The following is a 20,505-nucleotide window of genomic DNA, read 5'->3' as shown; positions in this document are numbered from 1 at the left end:
TTCAGGATTCCTTGCGCAGCCGCTGTTGCAGCAGCTGGGCGAAATTCGGCAGGTGTTTGAAATCGGGAAGGCGCGCCGGCGACGGGGTCGGCAGCGGTTCGGGCAGCTGATGCAGGGCGTTGATGCCACCGGCGGTGACCCCCAGCAGCAGCTGGGTGCCATTGACCTCGACAACGACCACGCGCTCTTTCGCGCCGACAGTCAGGCTGGCAACCACCCGCAGGCCTTCGGCCGGGCGGAAGCCGCTGCCGGGCATGCGCTTGAGCAGCCAGCCCAGGCCGACGATCAACGCCAGCACGCCCAGCAGTGCCAGTACCGCACCGAACATGCCCGGTGCGGCGGCGGCATGCTGGCCGACCTTGACGGTCGACGCGCCGGCTGCGATCAGCAGCCCGGTGCTCAACGCAGTCTCCGGATCCGTTCGCTCGGGCTGACCACATCGGTCAAGCGCACGCCGAAGCGGTCGTTGATCACCACCACCTCGCCATGGGCGATCAGGGTGCCGTTGACGAACACGTCCAGCGATTCGCCGGCGCCGCGTTCCAGTTCCACCACCGAGCCCTGGTTGAGCTGCAGCAGGTTGCGGATCGGCAGGCGTGCACGGCCCACTTCCAGCGACAGGGTCACCGGCACATCCAGGATCACATCCAGGTTCAGCTCGGGACCGAGGTTCTCATCGGACTGCAGCGTGGTGAACTGCGCCGGTGCCGGTTCCGCCGGGGACAGCGGTTCGTTGGATTCGATATCGTTCATTTCGAGACTTCCTGGAGTACGGGAACGCGTGGGCGGGTGCCCGGGGGATGGGTGGCGGTGATCTTGACGGCGTTGCAACCGTTGGCGATGCCGAACTCGCCGGTGAACACCGGGATGTTCTCCACGCACAACGGAACCTGCGCCGGCATGTCGATCGAGAGGATGTCGCCGACCTTCAGGCCGGTCAGTTCACGCAGGGTCATGCGCTTGCTGGCCAACACGCTGGACAGCGTGACTTCGGCGATGTTGAGCTGTTCGCGCAGCATCACGCCCCAGCTGGCATCGCGGTCGTTGCGGTCGCTCTGGATGCCGGCGTCGAGCAGCTCGCGGATCGGCTCGAGCATCGAGTAGGGCAGGGTGACGTGGATGTCGCCGCCACCGCCGTCAAGTTCGACATGCAGGCGGCAGACCACCACGTACTCGCGCGGCGTCACGATGTTGGCGAAGTGCGGATTGATTTCGGAGTTGATGTACTCCAGCTCCACATCCATCACCGGCGCCCAGGCTTCCTGCAGGTCGGCGAAGGTCTGCTTGAGCAGCAGGTGGATGACGCGCATTTCCGTCGCGGTGAACTCGCGGCCTTCGATGCGGGTCGGGTAGCGGCCGTCGCCGCCGAAGAAGTTGTCCACGATCGCGAACACCAGCGTCGGCTCGAACACGATCAGCCCGGTGCCGCGCAGCGGCTTGAAGCGGATCAGGTTGAGGTTGGTCGGCACGTACAGCGAGTGCATGTAGTCATTGAACTTGATCAGTTCGATGCCGCGCACGGACAGTTCGGCCGAGCGCCGGATCAGGTTGAACAGACCGATGCGCCACAGGCGCGCGAAGCGCTCGTTGACCATTTCCAGGGTCGGCATGCGGCCGCGGATGATGCGGTCCTGACTGGCAAAGTCATACGAGCGCGCCTCGCCGGGCGTGGCAGCATCGACGTCGGTCTCGACCGCGCCGGAGTCCACGCCGTGTAACAGCGCATCGATCTCATCCTGGGAAAGCAGGTCATTCATGATCGGCCCTTACTGGGTGACGAAACTGGTGAACAGCAATTCGTCGGCACCCGGCTTGCCGGTCTCGGCCTTGAGCAGCTTCTGCACTTCGGCCAGCGAGGTGGCCTGCAGGCGTTCCTTGCCCGCGCGGTCGGCGATGTCGGTCGGCTCGACCTGCGAGAACAGCATCAGCAGCTTGGCGCGGATCGCCGGGGCATGGAGCTTGATCGCTTCCATGGCGGCCGGATCGCGGCTCATCAGCTGTACTTCGACCTGCAGGTAGCGCGGGCCATCGAAGCTGCTGTTGAGGTTGACCACGAACGGCGGCTCCAGACCGAAGTACTGGGCCGGTGCAGGCACCGCGGCCTTGGCGGCCGGCTTGGCAGCCTTGTCGTCGTGCTGGGACTGGGTGAAATACCAGACGCCGCCACCGGCGGCACCGGCGGCGAGCACCGCGACCAGGGCGGTGATCAGGATCGGACGACGCGGCTTGGCCGTGGCGTCCTTGTCGGCGGATTTCTTGGTTTTGTCGGCGGCTGCGGCCACGAGGAAGCTCCAGAGGATTGCTTCCTGACTACATGCAAAGGCTGTGCCTGAATGCCGAAGAGGGCGGGTGTCGGGTTTCTGGCGGCGCCGCCGAAGCGGCGTCGCACCCGGGGATCACGCGTAGGCGTCGACCAACCCGCGCTGACGGATCAACTGCGAGGGCGACAGCGTGGTCTCGGCCATCAACGGCTCGCCGTCATCGCCCGTGCCGGTCCGGGTACCCTCGCCACGGCCGCCATCCTGCGCGGTGTGCTGCTGGCCGACATCGGCCTGGCCGAGCTGGAAGCCCTGTTCGCCGAGCATGTCGCGCAGGCGCGGCAGGCTGCTTTCCAGTGCATGGCGCACGTCGGCATGGGCGCTGGTGAAGGTCGCATGGACCTTGTCACCGTCCAGATGCAGTCGCACGTCGATCGGGCCCAGGTCGTTCGGGGTGATCTTGATATGGGCGTGGCCGATCTTCTGGTCCGCCAACCAACTGACGCGGGCGCCGACGGCATCATCGAAATCGCCAGCGCCCAGCTGCGGCGTGGCGGTCGGCGAGCCGGTGAAGGGCGTGGCCGCTGCCGGTTTGGCGTCGACGATGCTCTGCAGGGCGTGCAGCACCGGCGTGGCCGGTGCGTCCGGGCCATCGCTGGCGGCAGCGCTCAGTGCCTCGGTGAAGGTCTTCAACAGCGGCACGGCGTCGGCTGGGGCGGCGTCGGCCGCCAAGGCGGGCAGGGCGATGCCGCTCGCCGCAGGTGCGGCCGGCGCCAGCGGGCCCGCTGCCGGCGCGGTGGTGTCTGCAGTGGCGGTGGCCAGCGTCGGCAGGCCCGCCGTCGTGGGCGCAGCACCGGTGGCCGTGCCCAAAGGCGCGGGCGCGACCGGCACGGGCACCGGAACCGGCAGCCCGTTCAACGCCAGGCCGGCCAGGCCGAACGGCGGCCACGCTGCATCGTCGTCCGCCGCCTCGGCCACCGGCTTGTCGGCGGTGGCGGGGGGCGCGGCGCTGGTATCGGTCGTGGCAGGCGTCTCGGCGGTGTCTTTGCTGCTGGCGCTTCCGGGGCGTGGTGCGGTGTCCTTGCCGGTATCCGGCGTGGCGGCGTCCTTGCCCGCAGGCGCCTCGCGGCGGCCGGCGGGTTTGCTTGATGCCTCCGGGCGAGCCGCATCTCGGCCGGGCTTGAGCATCGCGTCAAACTCCCGACGGTCGCTGCCGCCGGAGGCATCGGGACGGCTGCCGGAGGCGCCCGCAGTACTGGACGGTGCCGGCGCGGTGCCGCCGAGCAGGGCCGAGGGCGTCATGGCGTGCCTCCGTTTTCGCTGTCTTCGCGTTGCGCCTGGCGCGACCGGCGTGCGCCGAGATCGTCCATCTCGCGTTGGTCGCGGCGATCGGTGACCACCTTCTCCTGCGCGCGGTAACTGGCCGCCAACTGTTCAAGGACCTGCTTGTCACGGCTGGCCAGGATCAGGCGCGCGCGTTCGGCCTCGACCTTCTCGCGGTTGTTGTCCACGGTCTGGCGCTGCTGGGCCACCGCGCTGTCCAGGCGATCCAGGAACGCGCGCCGGTTCATCAGCTGCGCCGGACTGGTCGCGGCCATCTGCGCGCCAGCATATTCGTCGGCATAGCGGCGCAGCTCATCCAGCCGCGACACATGCGTGTCGAGGGAGCGCTGGCGCTCGGCGAGGTCGCGGGCGACCTCGTCCTCGTGGTCCTGGGCGCGCTTCAGCAATGGGTCGAATCGCTTGGATTGCATCATGGCTTAACTCTCTGGTTCCACCAGCCGCTTGAGGGCGGCCTGACTGTGCGGCAGGTCGGCGGCTTTGCCGACGTCCTGGCCGAGGAATTCAACGATGTCCGACCAGCGCTCCAGTGCCTCGTCGGTCGCCGGGTCATTGCCGCGCTGATAGGCGCCGATCGCGATCAGATCGCGGTTGGCCGAGTACGCCGAGACCAGCCGCTTGAGCTTGCGGATGCGCAGGCGCCACGGCTCGTCGGCGATTTCCGTGACCACGCGGCTGACCGACGATTCCACGTCGATTGCCGGGTACAGGCCGCTGTCGGCGACGCGCCGCGAGAGCAGGATGTGGCCGTCGAGAATCGCGCGGGCGGCGTCGGCGATCGGATCCTGCGGATCATCGCCTTCGGTCAGCACGGTGTAGAACGCGGTGATCGAACCGCGGCCCTTGGCTCCATTGCCGGCGCGCTCGACCAGGGCCGGCAGCTTGGCGAACACGGACGGCGGATAGCCGCGCGTGGTCGGCGGCTCACCGACGGACAGGCCGATCTCGCGCTGGGCCTGTGCGAAGCGGGTCAGCGAGTCCATCAGCAGCAGGACATTCAAGCCCTGGTCGCGGAACCATTCGGCGATCGCGGTCGCACGGTAGGCGCCGTGCAGGCGCGCCAGCGGCGGTCGGTCGGCCGGGCTGGCCACCACCACCGCGCGGCGCAGGCCTTCTTCGCCCAGCGTGCTTTCCACGAAGTCGCGGACTTCGCGGCCACGTTCGCCGATCAGGCCGACCACGATCACGTCGGCGGCGGTGTAGCGGGTCATCATGCCCAGCAGGGTCGATTTACCGACACCGGAACCGGCAAACAGGCCGACACGCTGGCCACGGCCGATCGGCAGCAGCGCGTTGATCGCGCGCACGCCCACGTCCAGCGGCTGGGTGATCGGCTCACGGGCCAGCGGATTGATCGACACGCCGGCCATGCCAACGGTGCCTTCAGCGCGGATCGGGCCCTTGCCATCCAGCGGCACACCGTCGCTGTCGATGACGCGGCCGAGCAGGCCTTCGCCCACTTCCACGCCGCCGCGGCCCAGCGCAGGCACGACCCGCGCATTGGGCAGCAGGCCATGCAGTTCGGCGCTGGGCATCAGATAGGTGCGTTCACCGGCAAAGCCGACCACTTCGGCATCCACCCAGCCACCGTCGGCGACTTCGACCTTGCAGCTGGCGCCCATCGGCGCTTCGCAGCCGACCGCTTCCAGGGTCAGGCCAACCGCGCGGCGCAGCACGCCTTCGCGGATCAGGCCACGGCCATGCGCGGTATCCGGGCGGATGTTGTCCAGGCGCGAGGCCAGCCGCAGGTTGCGGACAGCGGTCCAATCGGCCGGCGGGGGCAGGGTATCGGTGTTCATGGCGTGGTGCCTGCCTTGCGGATGACGGCATCGAGCGCGCCGCGCAGGCGGGCGTCCAGGGTGCCGTCGATGCGGACGGTCTCGGCGTGGACCCGCAGGTCGCCGCGGCTCAGGCTGAGATCCGGAGTGAGGCGCTGGTTGGGTGACAGGTTCAATACCGGCGTCAACGCGGCGATGTCGTCCGGGTGCAGACGCACTTCGACCTCGCGGGCGGCGCCGCCGACGGCGTCGACGGCTTCGTTGACCAGCTGCGCCAGCAGTTCCGGCTCGGCTTCATACGCGCGGCCGACCAGGTTGCCCGCAATGCGCACGGCCAGTTCGCCGAGCGCGGCGACCACTTCGTTTTCCAACCGCACCAACGGCCGGCTGAAGTTGTCCAGGATGCCTTCGATCTGCGCGATCAGGCGGCGCACCTCGGCTTGGCCCTGGGCAAGGCCATCGGCGTGACCCTGGTCAAAGCCATCCTTCTCGGCGTTGTCCTGGATCGCCTGGATTTCTTCCAGGGTCGGCAGCTGCAGCAACGGCTCCGGTTCCAGCTCCGGATCCGGCTCGGTGAGGTCGAAGATCTCTTCTTCCGGCGCCGGCTCGGGCACCGCCAGCAGATCGGGGGCAAGCCAGCGCACGGCAGCGTTCACAGCATGGCCTCCGCATTGCCACCAATGGTGACGGTGCCTTCATCGGCCATGCGCTTGACGATCGCCAGAATCTCGCGCTGTGCCACTTCCACATCCGACAGGCGCACCGGACCACGGGCTTCCATGTCTTCCAGCAGGATTTCGGCCGCACGCTGGGACATGTTGCGGGTGATCTTGTCGCGCACCTTGATGTCGGCGCCGCGCAGGGCCAGGCCCAGGCGCTCGCCGCTGACTTCGCGCAGCACCAGCTGCAGTTCGCGGTCGTCCAGATCCACCAGATCGTCGAACACGAACATCAGGTCCTGGATGCGGCCGCTGAGCGGCGCATCGATGCGCGCGATCTCGCCCAGGATCGCCTGGTCCTGGCCACTGTCCATGAAGTTCAGGATGTTGGCCGCGCACTGCACGCCACCGATGTTGGAGGACTTCAGGTTCTGGTTGCCGGCGAACTGGCGCTCCATGATCTCGTTGAGCTCATTGAGCGCATTCGGCGGAATGCCATCCAGGGTCGCGATGCGCAGCAGCACATCCACCCGGGTACGCTCGGGCAGCAGCTTGAGCGCGTCGGCGGCCTGGTCGGTTTCCAGATGGGCCATCACGATGGCGATGATCTGCGGGTGCTCATTGCGGACCAGATCGGCGACGGCGCGCGGATCCATCCACTTCAGGGCATCCAGGCCGGTGGTGTTGCGGCCGAGCAGGATGCGGTCGATCAGGTTGCCGGCTTTTTCCGTGCCCAGCGCCTGCACCAGCATGTTGCGGATGTAGTCGTCCGAGCCCACGCCCAGCGAGGTCTTGGAACCCAGTTCGGCACCGAACTGGTCCATGACCCGCTCGACCTGTTCGCGGGTGATATCGGTCATGGTCGCCATGGCGATGCCGATCTTCTGCACTTCCTTGGGTTCCATGTGGCGCAGCACTTCGGCCGCATCCAGTTCACCCAGCGACAGCAGCAGCACGGCAGCGCGTTGAACGCCGGTCAGGGGCACGTTCTCAGTCATTGGCCACCCAGCCCTTGACCACCTGGGCCACGCGCTTGGAATCGGTCTTTACAGCTTCACGCGCCATGCGCAGTCGTTCCTCGTAAGAGTCCACCGGCAGTGCCAGGGGTTCATGTCCAGCCGCGTTCAGGCGTTCGCTGCCGAGGGCGGGCAAGCCCTCGCCATCGTCGACCAGCTGCACGTCGGCCGTGTGGGGTTCCAGCTCTTCTTCCTTGGCCTTGTTCTGGCCGGTGATCGAGCGCAGCGCCGGGCGCAGCACACCAAACACCAGGGCCAGCACCACGATCGCGCCGAGCAGCAGACGCAGTGCGTCCTGGACCTGCGGCAGCTCCCACCACTTCGGGCCTTCGACCGGGGTGACGTCCCGCACGAACGGGGCATTCATCACCGAGACCGTGTCGCCACGCTCGGCATCGAAGCCGACCGCCTGCTTGACCAGTGCTTCCACCCGGGTCAGCTCCGCAGCGGAGAGGGCCTGGTCGGCCATCTTGCCGTTGGCACCGGCGCGCGGCACGTTGTCCACCAGCACCGCCACCGAGACACGCTTGATGCGACCGGCTGGCTGGCGGGTGTGCTGCAGGGTGCGGTCCAGCTCGTAGTTGCGGGTCGCGTTCTTGGAGCTTTCCGTCGGTGCCTGCGCGGTGGCCGGCGCGGCGGCGGGGCCGGGCGGGGTATTGCTGGCAGCACCGGGCACGCCCTGCGGGCCGGGCACGTTGGTGCTGTTTTCGCTCATCTGCTCGCTGCGCAGCTTCTGCGGCTCGCCGTTATAGAGCTCACGGGCTTCCTCGATCACCGAGAAATCCATGTCCACGCTCACTTCCGGGTTGACGCGGCCGGGGCCGGTCATCGGCTCGAGCAGCTCGCGGATGCGCTGGTTGAACGAGGTTTCCTGGCGGCGTACCTGCTCGAACTGTGCGGCATTCATCGCCGCCTCGCTGTTCGGGTCGGAGACGCTGAGCATGCGCCCGCTCTGGTCGACCACGGTGACGCGCTCCGGCGCCAGATCCGGAATGCTGGCGGCGACCATGTGCACGATGGCATCGATCTGGCCGCGTTCGAGCTGCTGGCCGCCACGCAGTTCCAGCACCACCGAGGCGCTGGCGACATCGCGCTGGCGGGTGAAGGCGCTGGGCTTGGGAATGGCCAAGTGCACGCGCGAATCACGGACCGGGCGCAGCGTATTGATGGTGCGCGAGAGCTCGGTTTCCAGCGAGTGCTGGTAGCGGGCGTTTTCCATGAACTGGCTGACGCCGAAGCCCGGGTCACGCTCCATCAGCTCGAAGCCCAGACGACCGCTGTCGGTCAGCCCGGAGCTGGCCAGCTTCAGGCGGGCATCGTGCAGGTTCTTTTCCGGCACGGTGATGCCACCGGTGGCCTGGTCCAGTTCAAACGGAATCTGCGCGGCGCGCAGCAGGTCGGTGGCCTCGGCCGTGGCCTTCTGGTCCAGCCCGGTGTACAGCGGCACCATGCCGGGCTTCTGCGACCAGAAGAACACGAACAGGCCTGCCGCCACAGCCACGGCGATCATCGCCATCAGGCCGAGCCGACGGGTGATCTGCAGGCTTTGCAGCCGGTCGAACCACTGCCCAGCCTTTTCGGTGTTCAGCGATTCTTTGGAGAGCGACAGGGCCATGCGTTTCTATCCTTACAGCGGCATGTTCATCACGTCCTGGTAAGCCTGGACGAGACGGTTACGGACTTCCACGGTGGCGCGGAAGGCGATCTGGGACTGCTGCGAGGCGACCATGACCTTGGCCAGGTCCGCACCGGGTTCACCCAGTTCGAAGGACTTGGCCAGGGCGCCGGATTTCTGTTGCGCATCGTTGACGCCGGCGATGGCGCCACGCAGGGTTTCGGTGAAGCTGGGGCCCTGGATCTCCTGGGGGGATACCAGGCCCTGGATGGCATTGCTGCGCGGCATCTCCGTCAGCGGACTGACGGCAGGCTGCCCCATCTGGGTCTGGAAGGTGCGGATCTGAGAAAGGATCGAGGTGACGGAGTGCGACATCTGGAACGTTCCGAAGCAGGGGATGGGTTTCGAGTGAATACGTTGCAAGTGCCGTGCCGAAAGTGATGAGCGATTCAGTTTCGTAAGGGGGGCGGGGGTTTGCGGGGTCAGCGGCTCCGGCGGGGTGGCCGTGGTGTACGCGAGGCGCGGTTGATTGGCCCAGCGGCGGTTTGACGCGCTGGCGTGCCGGAGAGTCGACGCCGGAAAACCGGCGGAGGGTGGTCTGATCCTTCGAGGCAGAGACCGGTGGGTCGGTCGGCGGTGGGCCACGATGCCCTTGCCGGCGAATGTCCCCCGGCGCCGGCCTGCGGCCGACCCCTCCTCCTTTACTTCGCCCACAAGGGCATCGCGACCCGCGTGTGGAGAGCGCTGGCGGCCACCCGTCAGATCCACAGAAAAGCCCGGGACATGCCCGGGCTTCTGGTTGCATTGTGTCGTTCTGCTCAGCCAGTCAGTTCGGTCTGGTCGCGCTCGATGCCGTACTTGCGCAGCTTTTCCACGAGCGTGGTGCGGCGCAGGCCGAGCAGCTGGGCGGCATGGGCGACGACGCCCTGGGTGCGCTCCAGCGCTTCGTTGATCAAGGTCAGCTCGATGTTGGCCATGTGGTTGCGCAGGTCCAGGCCGTCGTCGGGCAGGGCCGGGGCGCGGTTGGCCGGAGCGCCGCCGTTCTCCGCCGAGGTAGCGCCTTGGCTGCCCGGGGTATGGAACGAAAAGCTGCGCAGGTCCAGGCGTTCATCGGCCAGCGGCGCGGGCGCTGCGGCGGCCACCGGTGCCGTGATGGCGAAATCACCGCGGTAGCGGGCCGGCAGATCCTGCACGCGCACGTTGCCACTGGGGTGCAGCACGGCCAGGCGCTCGACCAGGTTGGTCAGCTCGCGCACGTTGCCCGGCCACTCGTAGCTGGCCAACGCCTGCAGGGCCTCGCCGGTGAAGCGCACTTCACCGCGGCCGGTGCGGGCCAGCTGGCCGGCAATGGTGGTCACCAGCGCCGGCAGGTCTTCGCTGCGCTCACGCAGGGCCGGCACATCGATCGGGAAGACGTTGAGGCGATAGAACAGATCCTCGCGGAACTTGCCGTCGGCAATGCGCGTTTCCAGATCGCGATGGGTCGCGGCGATCACGCGCACGTTGCAGCGGATGGTCTGGTTGCCACCCACACGTTCGAAGCTGCGCTCCTGCAGCACGCGCAGCAGCTTGACCTGCATCGGCAGGCTCATGTCGCCGATTTCATCCAGCAGCAGCGTGCCGCCTTCGGCCATTTCGAAACGACCCTTGCGGGCGCTCAGCGCACCGGTGAAAGCGCCTTTTTCGTGACCGAACAACTCGCTTTCCAGCAGGTCCGGCGGGATCGCACCGCAGTTGATCGCCACGAACGGCCCATCACGACGCGGGGAGCGCTGGTGGATCGAGCGCGAGACCACTTCCTTGCCGGTGCCCGATTCGCCCAGCACCAGCACGGTGGTGTCGAAGGCGGCGACCTGCTCGATCATCCGGCGCAGCTGGGTGACCGCAACGCCTTCACCGGTCGGGCCCTGGTCCTGCACGGCACCGGCCTGGTGTTCGGCATCCAGGCGTTTGAGGCTGGCGCGGCGCAGCAGGCCTTCCATCTGGGCGTGGCGCAGCGGCGCCTCCAGCGGCCAGACGTTGGCTTCGTGCAGGCCATGCTGCTGCGCGAAAGCGGTGGTATCGCCGTCGATCAACATCACCGGCGGGGGCAGGGCGCCCTTGCCCAGCCACGCGAACAACGCATCGCTGCGGTCGGAATTGTCCAGGCTGCCGATGATGGCGGCCATCCAGTCATTGGGGCGGTGGCGGGTGACGTCGAAATCGTTGGCATCGGCCACCCAGCGCGGATTGAAGTCCATGAACTCCAGCAGCGCGACGGTGCGCTCGGCGCGGACCGCGTCGTTGTCCACCACCAGGATGCGGGATTCACTCATGGCCTGGTTCCTTCAGGCCTTCCAGGATCGGCATCACTTCCTGGATGTAGGAGAGCTTGCTGACGAAGTTGTCGGCCCCCGCGCGCAGGGCGTGCTCGCGATGTTCGGCATCATCGAAATGGCTGGCGATCACGATGTACGGTGCGTCATCCTGCGATTTGATCAGGCGGGTCGCCTGCAGGCCGCCCATCTCCGGCATCGCCAGATCCATCAGCACCACCTGCGGGCGCAGCGACTCGGAGCGTTCGATCGCTTCCAGGCCGTTGGCGGCGCTGCCGATGACATCGAGCCAATCGACCTTGCGGAAGTGGCGCATCGCAGCGTTGATGAAACCCTCGTGGTCATCGACCAGCAGCACGGTGAGCTTGTTCATGTCGTCCATTTCCTTCAGCCCACCCGGGCCAATTGCGGGGTGCTGGCATGGCTGCGGCGGCGTTCGCGCGCCGGAGCGATGTCCAGTTGTTCGCGGTATTTTGCAACGGTCCGGCGGGCAATGTTCACCCCCTGGCGCGAAAGCAGGCCGGCGATGGCCTCATCGGCCAGCGGGCGGGCCGCCGGCTCGGATTCGATCAGGCGGCGCACCATGGCTTTGACGGCCTGGCCGGAGACACTCGCGCCTTCCAGTCGCACGGCGAAGAAGTGCTTCAGTTCCAGCGTGCCGCGCGGCGTCTGCAGGTACTTGCCGGTGGTGATTCGCGAGACGGTGGACTCGTGCATGCCGATTTCATCGGCCACTTCCTTCAGCGTGAGGGGCGCCATCGCTTCCTCGCCACGGGTCAGGAAGCCGGACTGGCGCTCGATGATCACCCGCGCGGTGCGCAGCAGGGTGTCATAGCGCATCGACAGGCCACGGGTCAGCCAGCGGGCTTCCTGCAGCATGTCGCGCAGCGGCTGTGCGGCTTCGCTGGTCTCGGCCAGGGCCTGTTCGTAATGCGGGTTGATGCTCAGGCGGCGGCTGGTGGCCGGGTTCAGCGCGACGCGCCACTGGCCATCGGCATGCCAGGCGACCACGTCGGGGATCACCACACCGTTGGTATCGGGCAGCAGGCTCTCGCCCGGTCGCGGCTGCAGCGACAGGATCAGGCGGACGGCTTCGTGGATGTCGGCGACTTCGGCGTCCAGCTGCTGGGCGAGCGCGGCGTAGTCATGCGTGGCCAGTGCGGCAAGCCCATCATCCAGCACACGCTGTGCAAGATGCCGGGCCGGCACGCGGCCGGGCAGGGTGCGCAGCTGCACGCTCAGGCATTCGTGCAGGTTCTGGGCGGCCAGGCCAGCCGGGTCACCGTGCAGAATGCGCTGACGGACGGCTTCCACGCCGGCGGCATCAATGTCGCAATGCGCGCTGGCCAGCAGGGTCAGCTGCGCCAAGGGGGCGTCGAGATAACCGGTGTCATCGCAGTGTTCCAGCCAGAAACCGGCCACGGCCAGTTCGCGGTCGTCCAGTTCCATCGCCAGGCGCTGCAGCACGCGCAACTGCGGGTCGGTGGATTCGCCAGCGGCCACGCGCTGCATGCGGTCGTCATCGCCGTCCTGCCAGCCGGCACCGGCCACGTCCCACATAGTGCTCTCGGGCAGTTCGTCGAAGGCGGCCACGTCCTGGGCCGTGACGGCTTCGGCGGTGTCGGCAGCGACCGGCTCGGGTGCCTCTTCGATCTCCAGCAGCGGATTGGTTTCCAGTGCGCGGCGGATTTCCAACTCCAGCTGCATGCCATCGAGCTGCAACAGACGGATCGACTGCAGCAGTTGCGGCGTGAGGTGAAGCTGCTGACCCATCTGGGTCGACATGGAGGCTTTCAAGGCGTTTCCCCGATCACGCCGAGTCCCCGGCGCGTTATGGAACACATCTTGCTTCTGTTCCGGGGGCACCGGAATCAGGGGGTTCCTGAGTGATGTCGTCAAATCCCCGACAGGGTGTGGGGAAAACCACTACATCAGTACGTCATTTTGACGCATTTACTGGTGTAAACCCCCCGTAACATCGGCCTGGTGGCCGTGTGTCGCATCAGAATCCTGACGTGGGGGTCTGCCCGCAGCCGAAAAACGCCACCGAACCGTCGCAGGTCATTCCAGTTCGTGCTGCTGGCGCGCGGCGAGCAGCACCAGATCCGTGGCGCGGCGGCAGCCCAGCGACTCCATCATGCGGGCGCGGTGGGTCTCCACCGTCTTGACGCTGATGCCGAGATCCGCGGCGATTTCCTTGTTGCTCTCGCCTTTACCGATCTGGCGCAGGATCTCGCGCTGACGCGGCGACAGGGCCGCCACGCCCACCGGCTTTTCCTTGCCGAGCATCGGCGCCAGCATTTTTGCCGAGATCTGCGGGCTCAGGAACACCTGGCCGGCATGGGCGGCGCGCAGGGCCAGTTCCAGCTCCTGGGGGGCGGCATCCTTGACCACGAAACCGACGGCGCCGCGGTCGAGCGCGTCGCGCACATGCACGGCGTCATCGTGCATGGTCATCATCACCACGCGTGAGCCGGGGGTACGCAGCAGAATGTCGCTCAGCGCTTCCAGCCCGGTACGGCCGGGCAGGGAGAGGTCCATCAGCACCACGTCCGGCGCGTGCTGCACGCTCAGCTGCAGGGCCTGCTCGGCATTGCTCGCCTCGGCGACGACGTCCACGTCGGTAAAGCCCTGCAGGAGGCGGCTGAGGCCGGCACGGACCAGGGTGTGATCGTCGACTATGAGTACGCGCACAGGCTACTAGGGGAGCGGGGAGGCGGTAACCTTAACGGAGTGGCGGGCCAGCGCCAAGCCGACTGGATCACAGTCGGTGCCGTATGGTCAGCGCAGGCGCCGCGCTTCGGCGATCTGGCGGCGGTGCAGGCGGAACAAATGCCGCTCCAGCGCCATTTCCAGCGCATCGCTCAGGCCCTCGAAGCGCAGCCACAGATAATGCGCGCCGGCGCCGTTGGCGGCCTCGGCCACGATCACCACGGGCAGATCGATATGGTCGGGCAGCCAATCGCAGGGCTGCAGCCGGATCACGCCCTGGCTGCCCGCCGCAGCGCCAGTACGCATGCCCTGTTCAATCCGGATACCCCGGCGGGACCAGCGCAGCGGACGCAGCGGCAGATCCTGGGCGCTCTGGCGGACCAGCCGGCCCAGCAGCACCATCACCAGGTCCAGTTTGGCTTCCAGTCGCTGCACCTGCAGCGTGGCGTCGCTGCGGTCGTCGTGCCCGTCATCGCTGCGGGCATCTTCCACCAGGGCCACACTGCGCAGCAGGGTTTCGGCGGTGCCCGGACGGATCACCGCGCTGCCGATGCGGAACTCGGCCGGCAGCGCCAGTTCGCAGCTCAGCGTCTCATCGAACAGCTCGCTTTCGGCGGGGTGATGAATCTCGCTGGCGCGAAGGTCGGTCATGACAGGGATTCTGCCGTGAGATACGCATGCGCGGCGCGAAGCGACTGGCGGCCGTTGTGGAGATGCCGGCTGGCTTCTTCGCGCTGGCGCATCATGAACAGCATGATCCGCTGCTGGCGCGCCTGCAGCGAAGACAGGCCCGGGACGTCGAACAATGCCGACGGGCCGGCCAGGTAGGTGGTCTGGGCGGCATCGAGCGCATCCAGCTGCAGGCCGGCCTCATCGAAGTTCTCTTCCTGCAGCGCCGTCTCCAGAGCATCCAGACGGGCGTTGAGCGAGCCCAGCGACGTCATGGGGTGGCCTGCTCGGCGTGGCGCTGCTGGTGCGGGATGGCATTCCAGGCCGCATCGATCTCGCCCAGCAGTTCCAGCGCCTCGTTCAGCGCGGCCGGATCGTTGTGCAGGTTGGCTTCGGTCAGGCGCTGCATCACGTAGTCGTACAGCGAGGACAGATTACCGGCTATCTCGCCGCCGGCTTCATGGTCCAGCGAGCCGTTGAGGTGACCGACGATCGCGCAGACCTCGCCGATCGCCTTGCCCTTGCGCGCCTGGTCGCCGCGTTCCAGGCAGGCCAGGGCGAGTCGAAGTCGTTCGCAGGCACCGGCGAGCAGCAGCGCGACCAGCTTGTGCGGGTCGGCATCGGTGATGGCGCTCTGTACACCGACCTGGCGGTACTGCTCGGTGAATTGACGGTTGGAACCGTACATCAATCATGTCTCCTTCGTTCGGGGCCGCGAGGTTCGCGACATCGTCGGCACCGGGTGGAGCCTGCGGGGTGTCCTGCGAGAGGTATCGGCAGCAAACCGGTTCAACTTGAGTCCGCTGCCGGGATCGATCAGCCGCCGAGCTGCGAGAGCTGCGTGGTCAGGCTCGTCATCGACTGACTCATTTTGCTCATGAGTGCATCCAGTGCCAGGAACTGCTTTTTGTAGCGCTCGGACACGCCTTCCATGCGGACGTCCAGGGCTTTGCGGCGCTTGTCGATGTCAGTCAGCGTCGCGTTGATGCCCTTGGTGCGCGATACAAACGCCCCTTCCTTGCCTACAGCAGTGCTGACGTAGCCGTCGACCACGGCGAAAAGTTTGGCGGCCGCACCGTCATCGCCAGTCAAAGCCTCACGGACCGCGCCACCCTGATTGACCAGCGCGGCGTCGAACTTCGCGGTGTCCAGCACCAGGCTGCCATCGGCATTCGGATAGCCCCGGGTCTGAAGCCCCAGCGTCTTGGGATCCAGGCCGGCCGCCGACAGGTCCTTCAGGATGCCTCCCATGAGGCCACGCAGCTGGCTCGAGGCGCCGCGCATCTGCGCATCGCCGGTCAGGGACGAGGGCTCCTTGTTCTCGATGTCGTACTTGGTCGCGGTGTTGATCGCAGCGATTGCGCCGTTGTAGGCGGTCACGAAGTCCTGCATCACCTTGCGCGCTGCGGCGGCATCGGTGGTGATGGTGACGGTGCTTTCGCCCTCTTTCTTCAGATTCAGTGTGAGGCCGGGTATAACGCTGCTGACGGTGTTTTCGCTGCTGGTGACGGCCACACCATCGATGGTCAACTCCGCGTCTGCTGCTTTCGTATGCTCCTTCAGGCTCCCAGCAAGCGCGACCAGCTTGGGATTGCCTGCGTCTGCAGTCAGCTTGATTGCATTGGCGGCGCCGGACTTCCCTTGCGACAGCGACAAGTACTGACTATCGCCTGAAGCGATCAGCGTTGCCTGCACCCCGGACGCGCGACCCGCTTTTTCGATCTTGGTGCGGATCGAGCTGAGCGTGTCATCCGCGGCCACGTCGATGTTCAACGTCTTCTGCTTGTCGCCCTCTCCGACAGTCAGTGTCAGGGTTCCGGCACCAAACGTCTCGGTTTTCGGCAGTGCCGTGTCAGCGATCCACTTGTTGGCCGTGGCGAGTTTCGTCACGTTGATGAGATGGGTGCCAGCTGCAGCGGCATTGGTGCCGGTGGCTGTCAAAATCTCGTCAGTGCCGGATTTGCTGGCGGTTACCGTTCGCGCATCGAACGCGGTCTCGGCCTTCAGCGCTTTCAGCGCCGTATTAAGGGTGTCGAACGCAGATTTTACCGTCCCGATCGCCGAGAGCTGCATCTTGGCCTTGGACTGCTGCAGGTTCAGTGCATTGTCCGCCGGCTTGCGATCGGCAGCCACCAGGCTGCTGACCATGCCGGAAATATCGAGTCCTGAACCGATGCCGCCGTAACCGAAGTCCGCCACGTTGTATCTCCTGTGTGTTGCCGCTGCCAATGGTGCAGGGCGATGCCATCAACGAAATTAGCGGCCGTAGCCGCCGGGTCTTTAGAACTCTCGTTGATGCAGGAGTTGTGCCAGCAACTTGGCGCCGGGTTTGGCACGGCGGTTGCAGGTCACTCAGGGCAGGGCGGCGATGCGCGCTCATGCCAGAGGGTCTGTAAAAAACCCTCCTCCAATGCAGAGGAGGGGTCAGGCTACTGAAAAACGGGGGGAGACGAAGCCACCCGAGGTGTTCAGTCAAACAACCAGCGCTGATAACAGTTCTGCCGCAGGGGCGGGCCATGGCCACGAAGATGTGGCGACCGGGAGAGAGTCCGGCTCATGGCCATGGCCCGTTCCTGCGTGACGATTGCGATGCTTCGGGTTGCTCCCGCCACCGGCTGAAGACGGCGGCGGGAGCGGTACTTCTTTGGATCAGCGCAGGAGGCTCATCACGTTCTGCGGCACCTGGTTGGCCTGGGCCAGCATGGCCGTACCGGCCTGCTGCAGGATCTGGGTGCGGGTCAGTTCGGCGGTTTCCTTGGCGAAATCGGTGTCCTTGATGCGGCTGCGCGAGGCGGACAGGTTTTCGGTCGAGGTCTGCAGGTTCGCAACCACCGAGGTGAACCGGTTCTGCACGGCGCCGAGGTCGGCGCGGGTGCTGTTGATTGAGTTCAGTGCCTTGTCAACGATCTCAAGGGCTTGCTGAGCGCCGGCAACGTCTTCGATGTTGACATCCTTCAGAAGCTTGCCGCCGCTGGTCGGAGCGGCTGCCGAGCCATCGATTTCATCCACCGTATAGGCCGTCGTGCCGCCCGACGAAGAACCTGCGGAGACAGTCATAGCACTCCAGGCACCGTCCTTATCAATGCTTTCCTTAACAGACGTAAGACTAATCGTGCCTGCGGTCGCTCCTGCTTTTGCGTAGACACCAGCTTCACCAATCTTTGCATTGATAGCGGTGGTAACTGCGGCAACAAGTGCTTTGTTGTCTTCAGCGGCTAGACCCGTAGAAGTAATCTCAACATCGTCAAGCTTGATGCCCGATGCGAGGCTACCGCCGCCGATCGTCAAGCCAGAGATCTTGATAGTCTTCCCAGCATCGGCAGGCGTGTCGGCACCGCCGCCGATAGTAAGAGTCTGTGTATCAAAGAGCGCGTTACCCAGTGCGTCGGCTTTCGCGTCGACCACTTTGTCGATCGCAATGGCCTGGCCTGCATTGGCGCCAACCTGGAACAACTGGCTGGAGAACGAGCCATCCAGCAGTTTGGTTCCGTTGAACTCGGACTGCTTTGCGACGCGGTCGATTTCGCTGACCAGCTGGGTCACTTCGGCCTGCAGTGCCTTGCGATCGCTAGTAGAGTTGGTCGCATTTGCCGACTGGACAGACAGCTCGCGAATACGCTGCAGGTTGTTGCCGATTTCCGAAAGCGAACCCTCGGCAACCTGGGCTAGCGAGATGCCATCGTTGGCATTACGGATGGCCACATCGGTACCGCGGATCTGGGTGCCGAAGCGCTCAGAGATCGCCAGGCCGGCCGCATCGTCCTTGGCGCTGTTGATGCGCGAACCCGACGACAGACGCTGGATGGTGGTGGCCAGGGAGCTGCCGCTGGTGCTCAGATTACGCTGAGCATTCAACGACATTGTGTTGGTGTTGATGACTTGTGCCATGGTTGTTTCCTTTGGCGATGAATCGCAATTCGGTATCTGCGCCTACGCCGAGCTACTCGGCGTAGGCAGCAGGAGCGTGAGTTAGCGCAGGAGGCTCATCACGTTCTGCGGCACCTGGTTGGCCTGGGCCAGCATGGCCGTGCCGGCCTGCTGCAGGATCTGAGTGCGTGTCAGTTCGGCGGTTTCCTTGGCGAAATCGGTGTCCTTGATGCGGCTGCGCGAGGCGGACAGGTTTTCGGTCGAGGTCTGCAGGTTCGCAACCACCGAGGTGAACCGGTTCTGCACGGCGCCGAGGTCGGCGCGGGTGCTGTTGATTGAGCCGAGGGCTTTGTCGACGATGGTGATGGCCTGCTGAGCGCCAGCAACGTCACTTATGTTTACATCGCTGAGCTGCTTGGCAGGAGGTGCAGTCGCCGTGCCAGCAATGACGCTGGTCGTAAAGTTGCCGCCGGTGGTCACTGCCGCCTTGATAGCGCTGAACTTACCGTCGCCGTCCACGCTCTCTTTGACCGAAGTGAGACTAATCGTGTCAGTCAGTCTGGCCGGGGTAGCAGTGCCGTCTGCCGGCAACAGCTCAGCATAGATACCGGTCTCGCCGATTTTTCCGTTGATCGCCGCGATGGTGGCCTTGTTGGCTGCTGCCAGGTCGTCTGCCGGAACGCCAGTGCTGATGAACTTGACGTCACCGATGGCCACGCCTGCCGTCGGCAACCCACCTCCGGTCAGTGTCGGGCCCTTGATAGTCACTTCCTGTCCAGCGACGCCCGCTGCACCGGCGGTGAGTGTCAGGTTCGCGCTATCGAAGACGCTTCCACCCAGGGCGTTTGATTTGGCATCGACTACCTTGTCGATGGCAATAGCCTGACCAGCATTGGCGCCAACTTGGAACAACTGGCTGGAGAACGAGCCATCCAGCAGTTTGGTTCCGTTGAACTCGGACTGCTTTGCGACGCGGTCGATTTCGCTGACCAGCTGGGTCACTTCGGCCTGCAGGGCCTTGCGGTCGCTAGCAGAGTTGGTAGCGTTGGAAGCCTGCACGGCCAGTTCACGAACGCGCTGCAGGTTGTTGCCGATTTCCGAAAGCGAACCTTCGGCAACCTGGGCCAGCGAGATGCCATCGTTGGCATTACGGATGGCCACATCGGTACCGCGGATCTGGGTGCCGAAGCGCTCAGAGATCGCCAGGCCGGCCGCATCGTCCTTGGCGCTGTTGATGCGCGAACCCGACGACAGACGCTGGATGGTGGTGGCCAGGGAGCTGCCGCTGGTGCTCAGATTACGCTGAGCATTCAACGACATTGTGTTGGTGTTGATGACTTGTGCCATGGTTGTTTCCTTTGGCGATGAATCGCAATTCGGTATCTGCGCCTACGCCGAGCTACTCGGCGTAGGCAGCAGGAGCGTGAGTTAGCGCAGGAGGCTCATCACGTTCTGCGGCACCTGGTTGGCCTGGGCCAGCATGGCCGTGCCGGCCTGCTGCAGGATCTGAGTGCGTGTCAGTTCGGCGGTTTCCTTGGCGAAATCGGTGTCCTTGATGCGGCTGCGCGAGGCGGACAGGTTTTCGGTCGAGGTCTGAAGGTTCGCAACCACCGAGGTGAACCGGTTCTGCACGGCGCCAAGGTCTGCGCGGGTGCTGTTGATAGACTCTAGTGCCTTGTCCACGACTTCCAGCGCACGCTGAGCGCCCGTCACAGATTCGATCGTAAGACCCTTCAGCACGCTGTTCTCGGTCGCCGCCGGGATGGTGCCTGCACCGGTGCCGCCACCACCTGCCAGACCGACGTTCGCGAGAACGATTGCGGCTGCATCGTCGTTAGTCGAATCGTCGGCGAGGGCATCTACCGCGAACACTTGGCCCGCCTTGACCGACGCAAGCGTAACTGCGCCATCCTTGACCGTGGCGTAGACGCCGGTCTCGCCGAGCTTGTTGTTGATCGCTGCGGCGGTTGCGGTGGATATCGACTCACCGCTCTTGACGTTGATGTCACCGATGGCAATCTTCTGTGCAGTACCGCCTTCAGGAGTGATCGTGATCTGCAGTTTGGACATGATCATGTCATCCGTCGCAACATCGGCGTCAGTTCCAGTTGCAGCGGTTCCGACAAAGTCCGTGGCGAACTTCGCGGCACCGAGGGCATCAGACTTGGCATCGACTACCTTGTCGATGGCAATAGCCTGACCAGCATTGGCGCCAACTTGGAACAACTGGCTGGAGAACGAGCCATCCAGCAGTTTGGTTCCGTTGAACTCGGAC

The 20,505-nt window shown here is 65.5% G+C and carries 22 protein-coding genes; all 22 read right to left on the bottom strand.

What is annotated here, in order from left to right:
- Position 1: 1 nt before the first annotated feature.
- A complete protein-coding gene (gene fliO / locus ABE463_RS12185) occupies positions 2 to 403 on the bottom strand; it encodes a flagellar biosynthetic protein FliO (protein WP_346468349.1) in 402 nt (133 codons plus the stop codon).
- Positions 400 to 753: a flagellar motor switch protein FliN gene (fliN, locus tag ABE463_RS12180; protein WP_123729195.1), complete on the bottom strand. Its 354-nt coding sequence runs from the start codon at positions 751 to 753 to the stop codon at positions 400 to 402. The genes fliO and fliN overlap by 4 nt, the downstream gene beginning before the upstream one ends.
- Entirely contained in the window at positions 750 to 1,757 is a 1,008-nt protein-coding gene (gene fliM, locus ABE463_RS12175) for a flagellar motor switch protein FliM (protein WP_346468348.1), read from the bottom strand. Before fliM ends, fliN begins: the two co-directional genes overlap by 4 nt.
- 9 nt (positions 1,758 to 1,766) lie before the next feature.
- Positions 1,767 to 2,282, bottom strand: a complete 516-nt coding sequence (locus ABE463_RS12170; protein ID WP_123729197.1) for a flagellar basal body-associated FliL family protein — start codon at positions 2,280 to 2,282, stop codon at positions 1,767 to 1,769.
- A gap of 114 nt (positions 2,283 to 2,396) precedes the next feature.
- Entirely contained in the window at positions 2,397 to 3,560 is a 1,164-nt protein-coding gene (locus ABE463_RS12165; RefSeq protein WP_346468347.1) for a flagellar hook-length control protein FliK, read from the bottom strand.
- Positions 3,557 to 4,015 carry a flagellar export protein FliJ gene (gene fliJ, locus ABE463_RS12160; RefSeq protein ID WP_123729199.1) on the bottom strand — a complete coding sequence of 153 codons (459 nt, stop codon included), beginning with the start codon at positions 4,013 to 4,015 and terminating at the stop codon, positions 3,557 to 3,559. Before fliJ ends, ABE463_RS12165 begins: the two co-directional genes overlap by 4 nt.
- Positions 4,016 to 4,018: 3 nt before the next feature.
- The gene (locus ABE463_RS12155) at positions 4,019 to 5,398 is read right to left on the bottom strand and encodes a FliI/YscN family ATPase (RefSeq protein ID WP_123729200.1); all 1,380 of its coding nucleotides are present in this window, start codon (positions 5,396 to 5,398) and stop codon (positions 4,019 to 4,021) included.
- Positions 5,395 to 6,033 (bottom strand): FliH/SctL family protein, encoded by a 639-nt coding sequence (locus tag ABE463_RS12150; RefSeq protein ID WP_346468346.1) that lies wholly within the window; start codon positions 6,031 to 6,033, stop codon positions 5,395 to 5,397. Before ABE463_RS12150 ends, ABE463_RS12155 begins: the two co-directional genes overlap by 4 nt.
- Positions 6,030 to 7,016 (bottom strand): flagellar motor switch protein FliG, encoded by a 987-nt coding sequence (fliG, locus tag ABE463_RS12145; protein WP_123729202.1) that lies wholly within the window; start codon positions 7,014 to 7,016, stop codon positions 6,030 to 6,032. Before fliG ends, ABE463_RS12150 begins: the two co-directional genes overlap by 4 nt.
- A gap of 10 nt (positions 7,017 to 7,026) precedes the next feature.
- Positions 7,027 to 8,667, bottom strand: a complete 1,641-nt coding sequence (gene fliF / locus ABE463_RS12140; protein ID WP_346468345.1) for a flagellar basal-body MS-ring/collar protein FliF — start codon at positions 8,665 to 8,667, stop codon at positions 7,027 to 7,029.
- A gap of 12 nt (positions 8,668 to 8,679) precedes the next feature.
- Positions 8,680 to 9,042, bottom strand: a complete 363-nt coding sequence (gene fliE, locus ABE463_RS12135) for a flagellar hook-basal body complex protein FliE (protein ID WP_259260921.1) — start codon at positions 9,040 to 9,042, stop codon at positions 8,680 to 8,682.
- A gap of 443 nt (positions 9,043 to 9,485) precedes the next feature.
- Positions 9,486 to 10,982, bottom strand: a complete 1,497-nt coding sequence (locus ABE463_RS12130) for a sigma-54 dependent transcriptional regulator (RefSeq protein ID WP_346468344.1) — start codon at positions 10,980 to 10,982, stop codon at positions 9,486 to 9,488.
- On the bottom strand, positions 10,975 to 11,355 hold the full coding sequence (locus ABE463_RS12125; protein WP_123729727.1) for a response regulator transcription factor: 381 nt from the start codon (positions 11,353 to 11,355) through the stop codon (positions 10,975 to 10,977). The genes ABE463_RS12130 and ABE463_RS12125 overlap by 8 nt, the downstream gene beginning before the upstream one ends.
- Before the next feature lie 14 nt (positions 11,356 to 11,369).
- The gene (rpoN, locus tag ABE463_RS12120) at positions 11,370 to 12,779 is read right to left on the bottom strand and encodes an RNA polymerase factor sigma-54 (protein ID WP_346468343.1); all 1,410 of its coding nucleotides are present in this window, start codon (positions 12,777 to 12,779) and stop codon (positions 11,370 to 11,372) included.
- 264 nt (positions 12,780 to 13,043) lie between these two features.
- Entirely contained in the window at positions 13,044 to 13,676 is a 633-nt protein-coding gene (locus tag ABE463_RS12115) for a response regulator transcription factor (RefSeq protein ID WP_346468342.1), read from the bottom strand.
- A gap of 87 nt (positions 13,677 to 13,763) precedes the next feature.
- Positions 13,764 to 14,345: a PilZ domain-containing protein gene (locus tag ABE463_RS12110; protein WP_346468341.1), complete on the bottom strand. Its 582-nt coding sequence runs from the start codon at positions 14,343 to 14,345 to the stop codon at positions 13,764 to 13,766.
- Positions 14,342 to 14,638, bottom strand: a complete 297-nt coding sequence (locus ABE463_RS12105; RefSeq protein ID WP_123729209.1) for a hypothetical protein — start codon at positions 14,636 to 14,638, stop codon at positions 14,342 to 14,344. The genes ABE463_RS12110 and ABE463_RS12105 overlap by 4 nt, the downstream gene beginning before the upstream one ends.
- A complete protein-coding gene (gene fliS / locus ABE463_RS12100) occupies positions 14,635 to 15,051 on the bottom strand; it encodes a flagellar export chaperone FliS (protein WP_346468340.1) in 417 nt (138 codons plus the stop codon). The genes ABE463_RS12105 and fliS overlap by 4 nt, the downstream gene beginning before the upstream one ends.
- Before the next feature lie 128 nt (positions 15,052 to 15,179).
- A complete protein-coding gene (fliD, locus tag ABE463_RS12095) occupies positions 15,180 to 16,562 on the bottom strand; it encodes a flagellar filament capping protein FliD (RefSeq protein ID WP_346468339.1) in 1,383 nt (460 codons plus the stop codon).
- 450 nt (positions 16,563 to 17,012) lie between these two features.
- Positions 17,013 to 18,251 carry a flagellin gene (locus ABE463_RS12090; RefSeq protein WP_346468338.1) on the bottom strand — a complete coding sequence of 413 codons (1,239 nt, stop codon included), beginning with the start codon at positions 18,249 to 18,251 and terminating at the stop codon, positions 17,013 to 17,015.
- Positions 18,252 to 18,332: 81 nt separating this feature from the next.
- On the bottom strand, positions 18,333 to 19,577 hold the full coding sequence (locus tag ABE463_RS12085; protein WP_346468337.1) for a flagellin: 1,245 nt from the start codon (positions 19,575 to 19,577) through the stop codon (positions 18,333 to 18,335).
- 81 nt (positions 19,578 to 19,658) lie between these two features.
- A partial coding sequence (locus tag ABE463_RS12080) for a flagellin (protein ID WP_346468336.1) occupies positions 19,659 to 20,505 on the bottom strand: 847 nt, incomplete at its 5' end.

The sequence above is a fragment of the Stenotrophomonas sp. TWI819 genome (assembly GCF_039673075.1).
Lineage (GTDB): Bacteria > Pseudomonadota > Gammaproteobacteria > Xanthomonadales > Xanthomonadaceae > Stenotrophomonas > Stenotrophomonas rhizophila_B.
The sequence above is the reverse complement of the archived record's forward strand: the minus strand, read 5'-3'. Positions and strand labels throughout refer to the sequence as shown.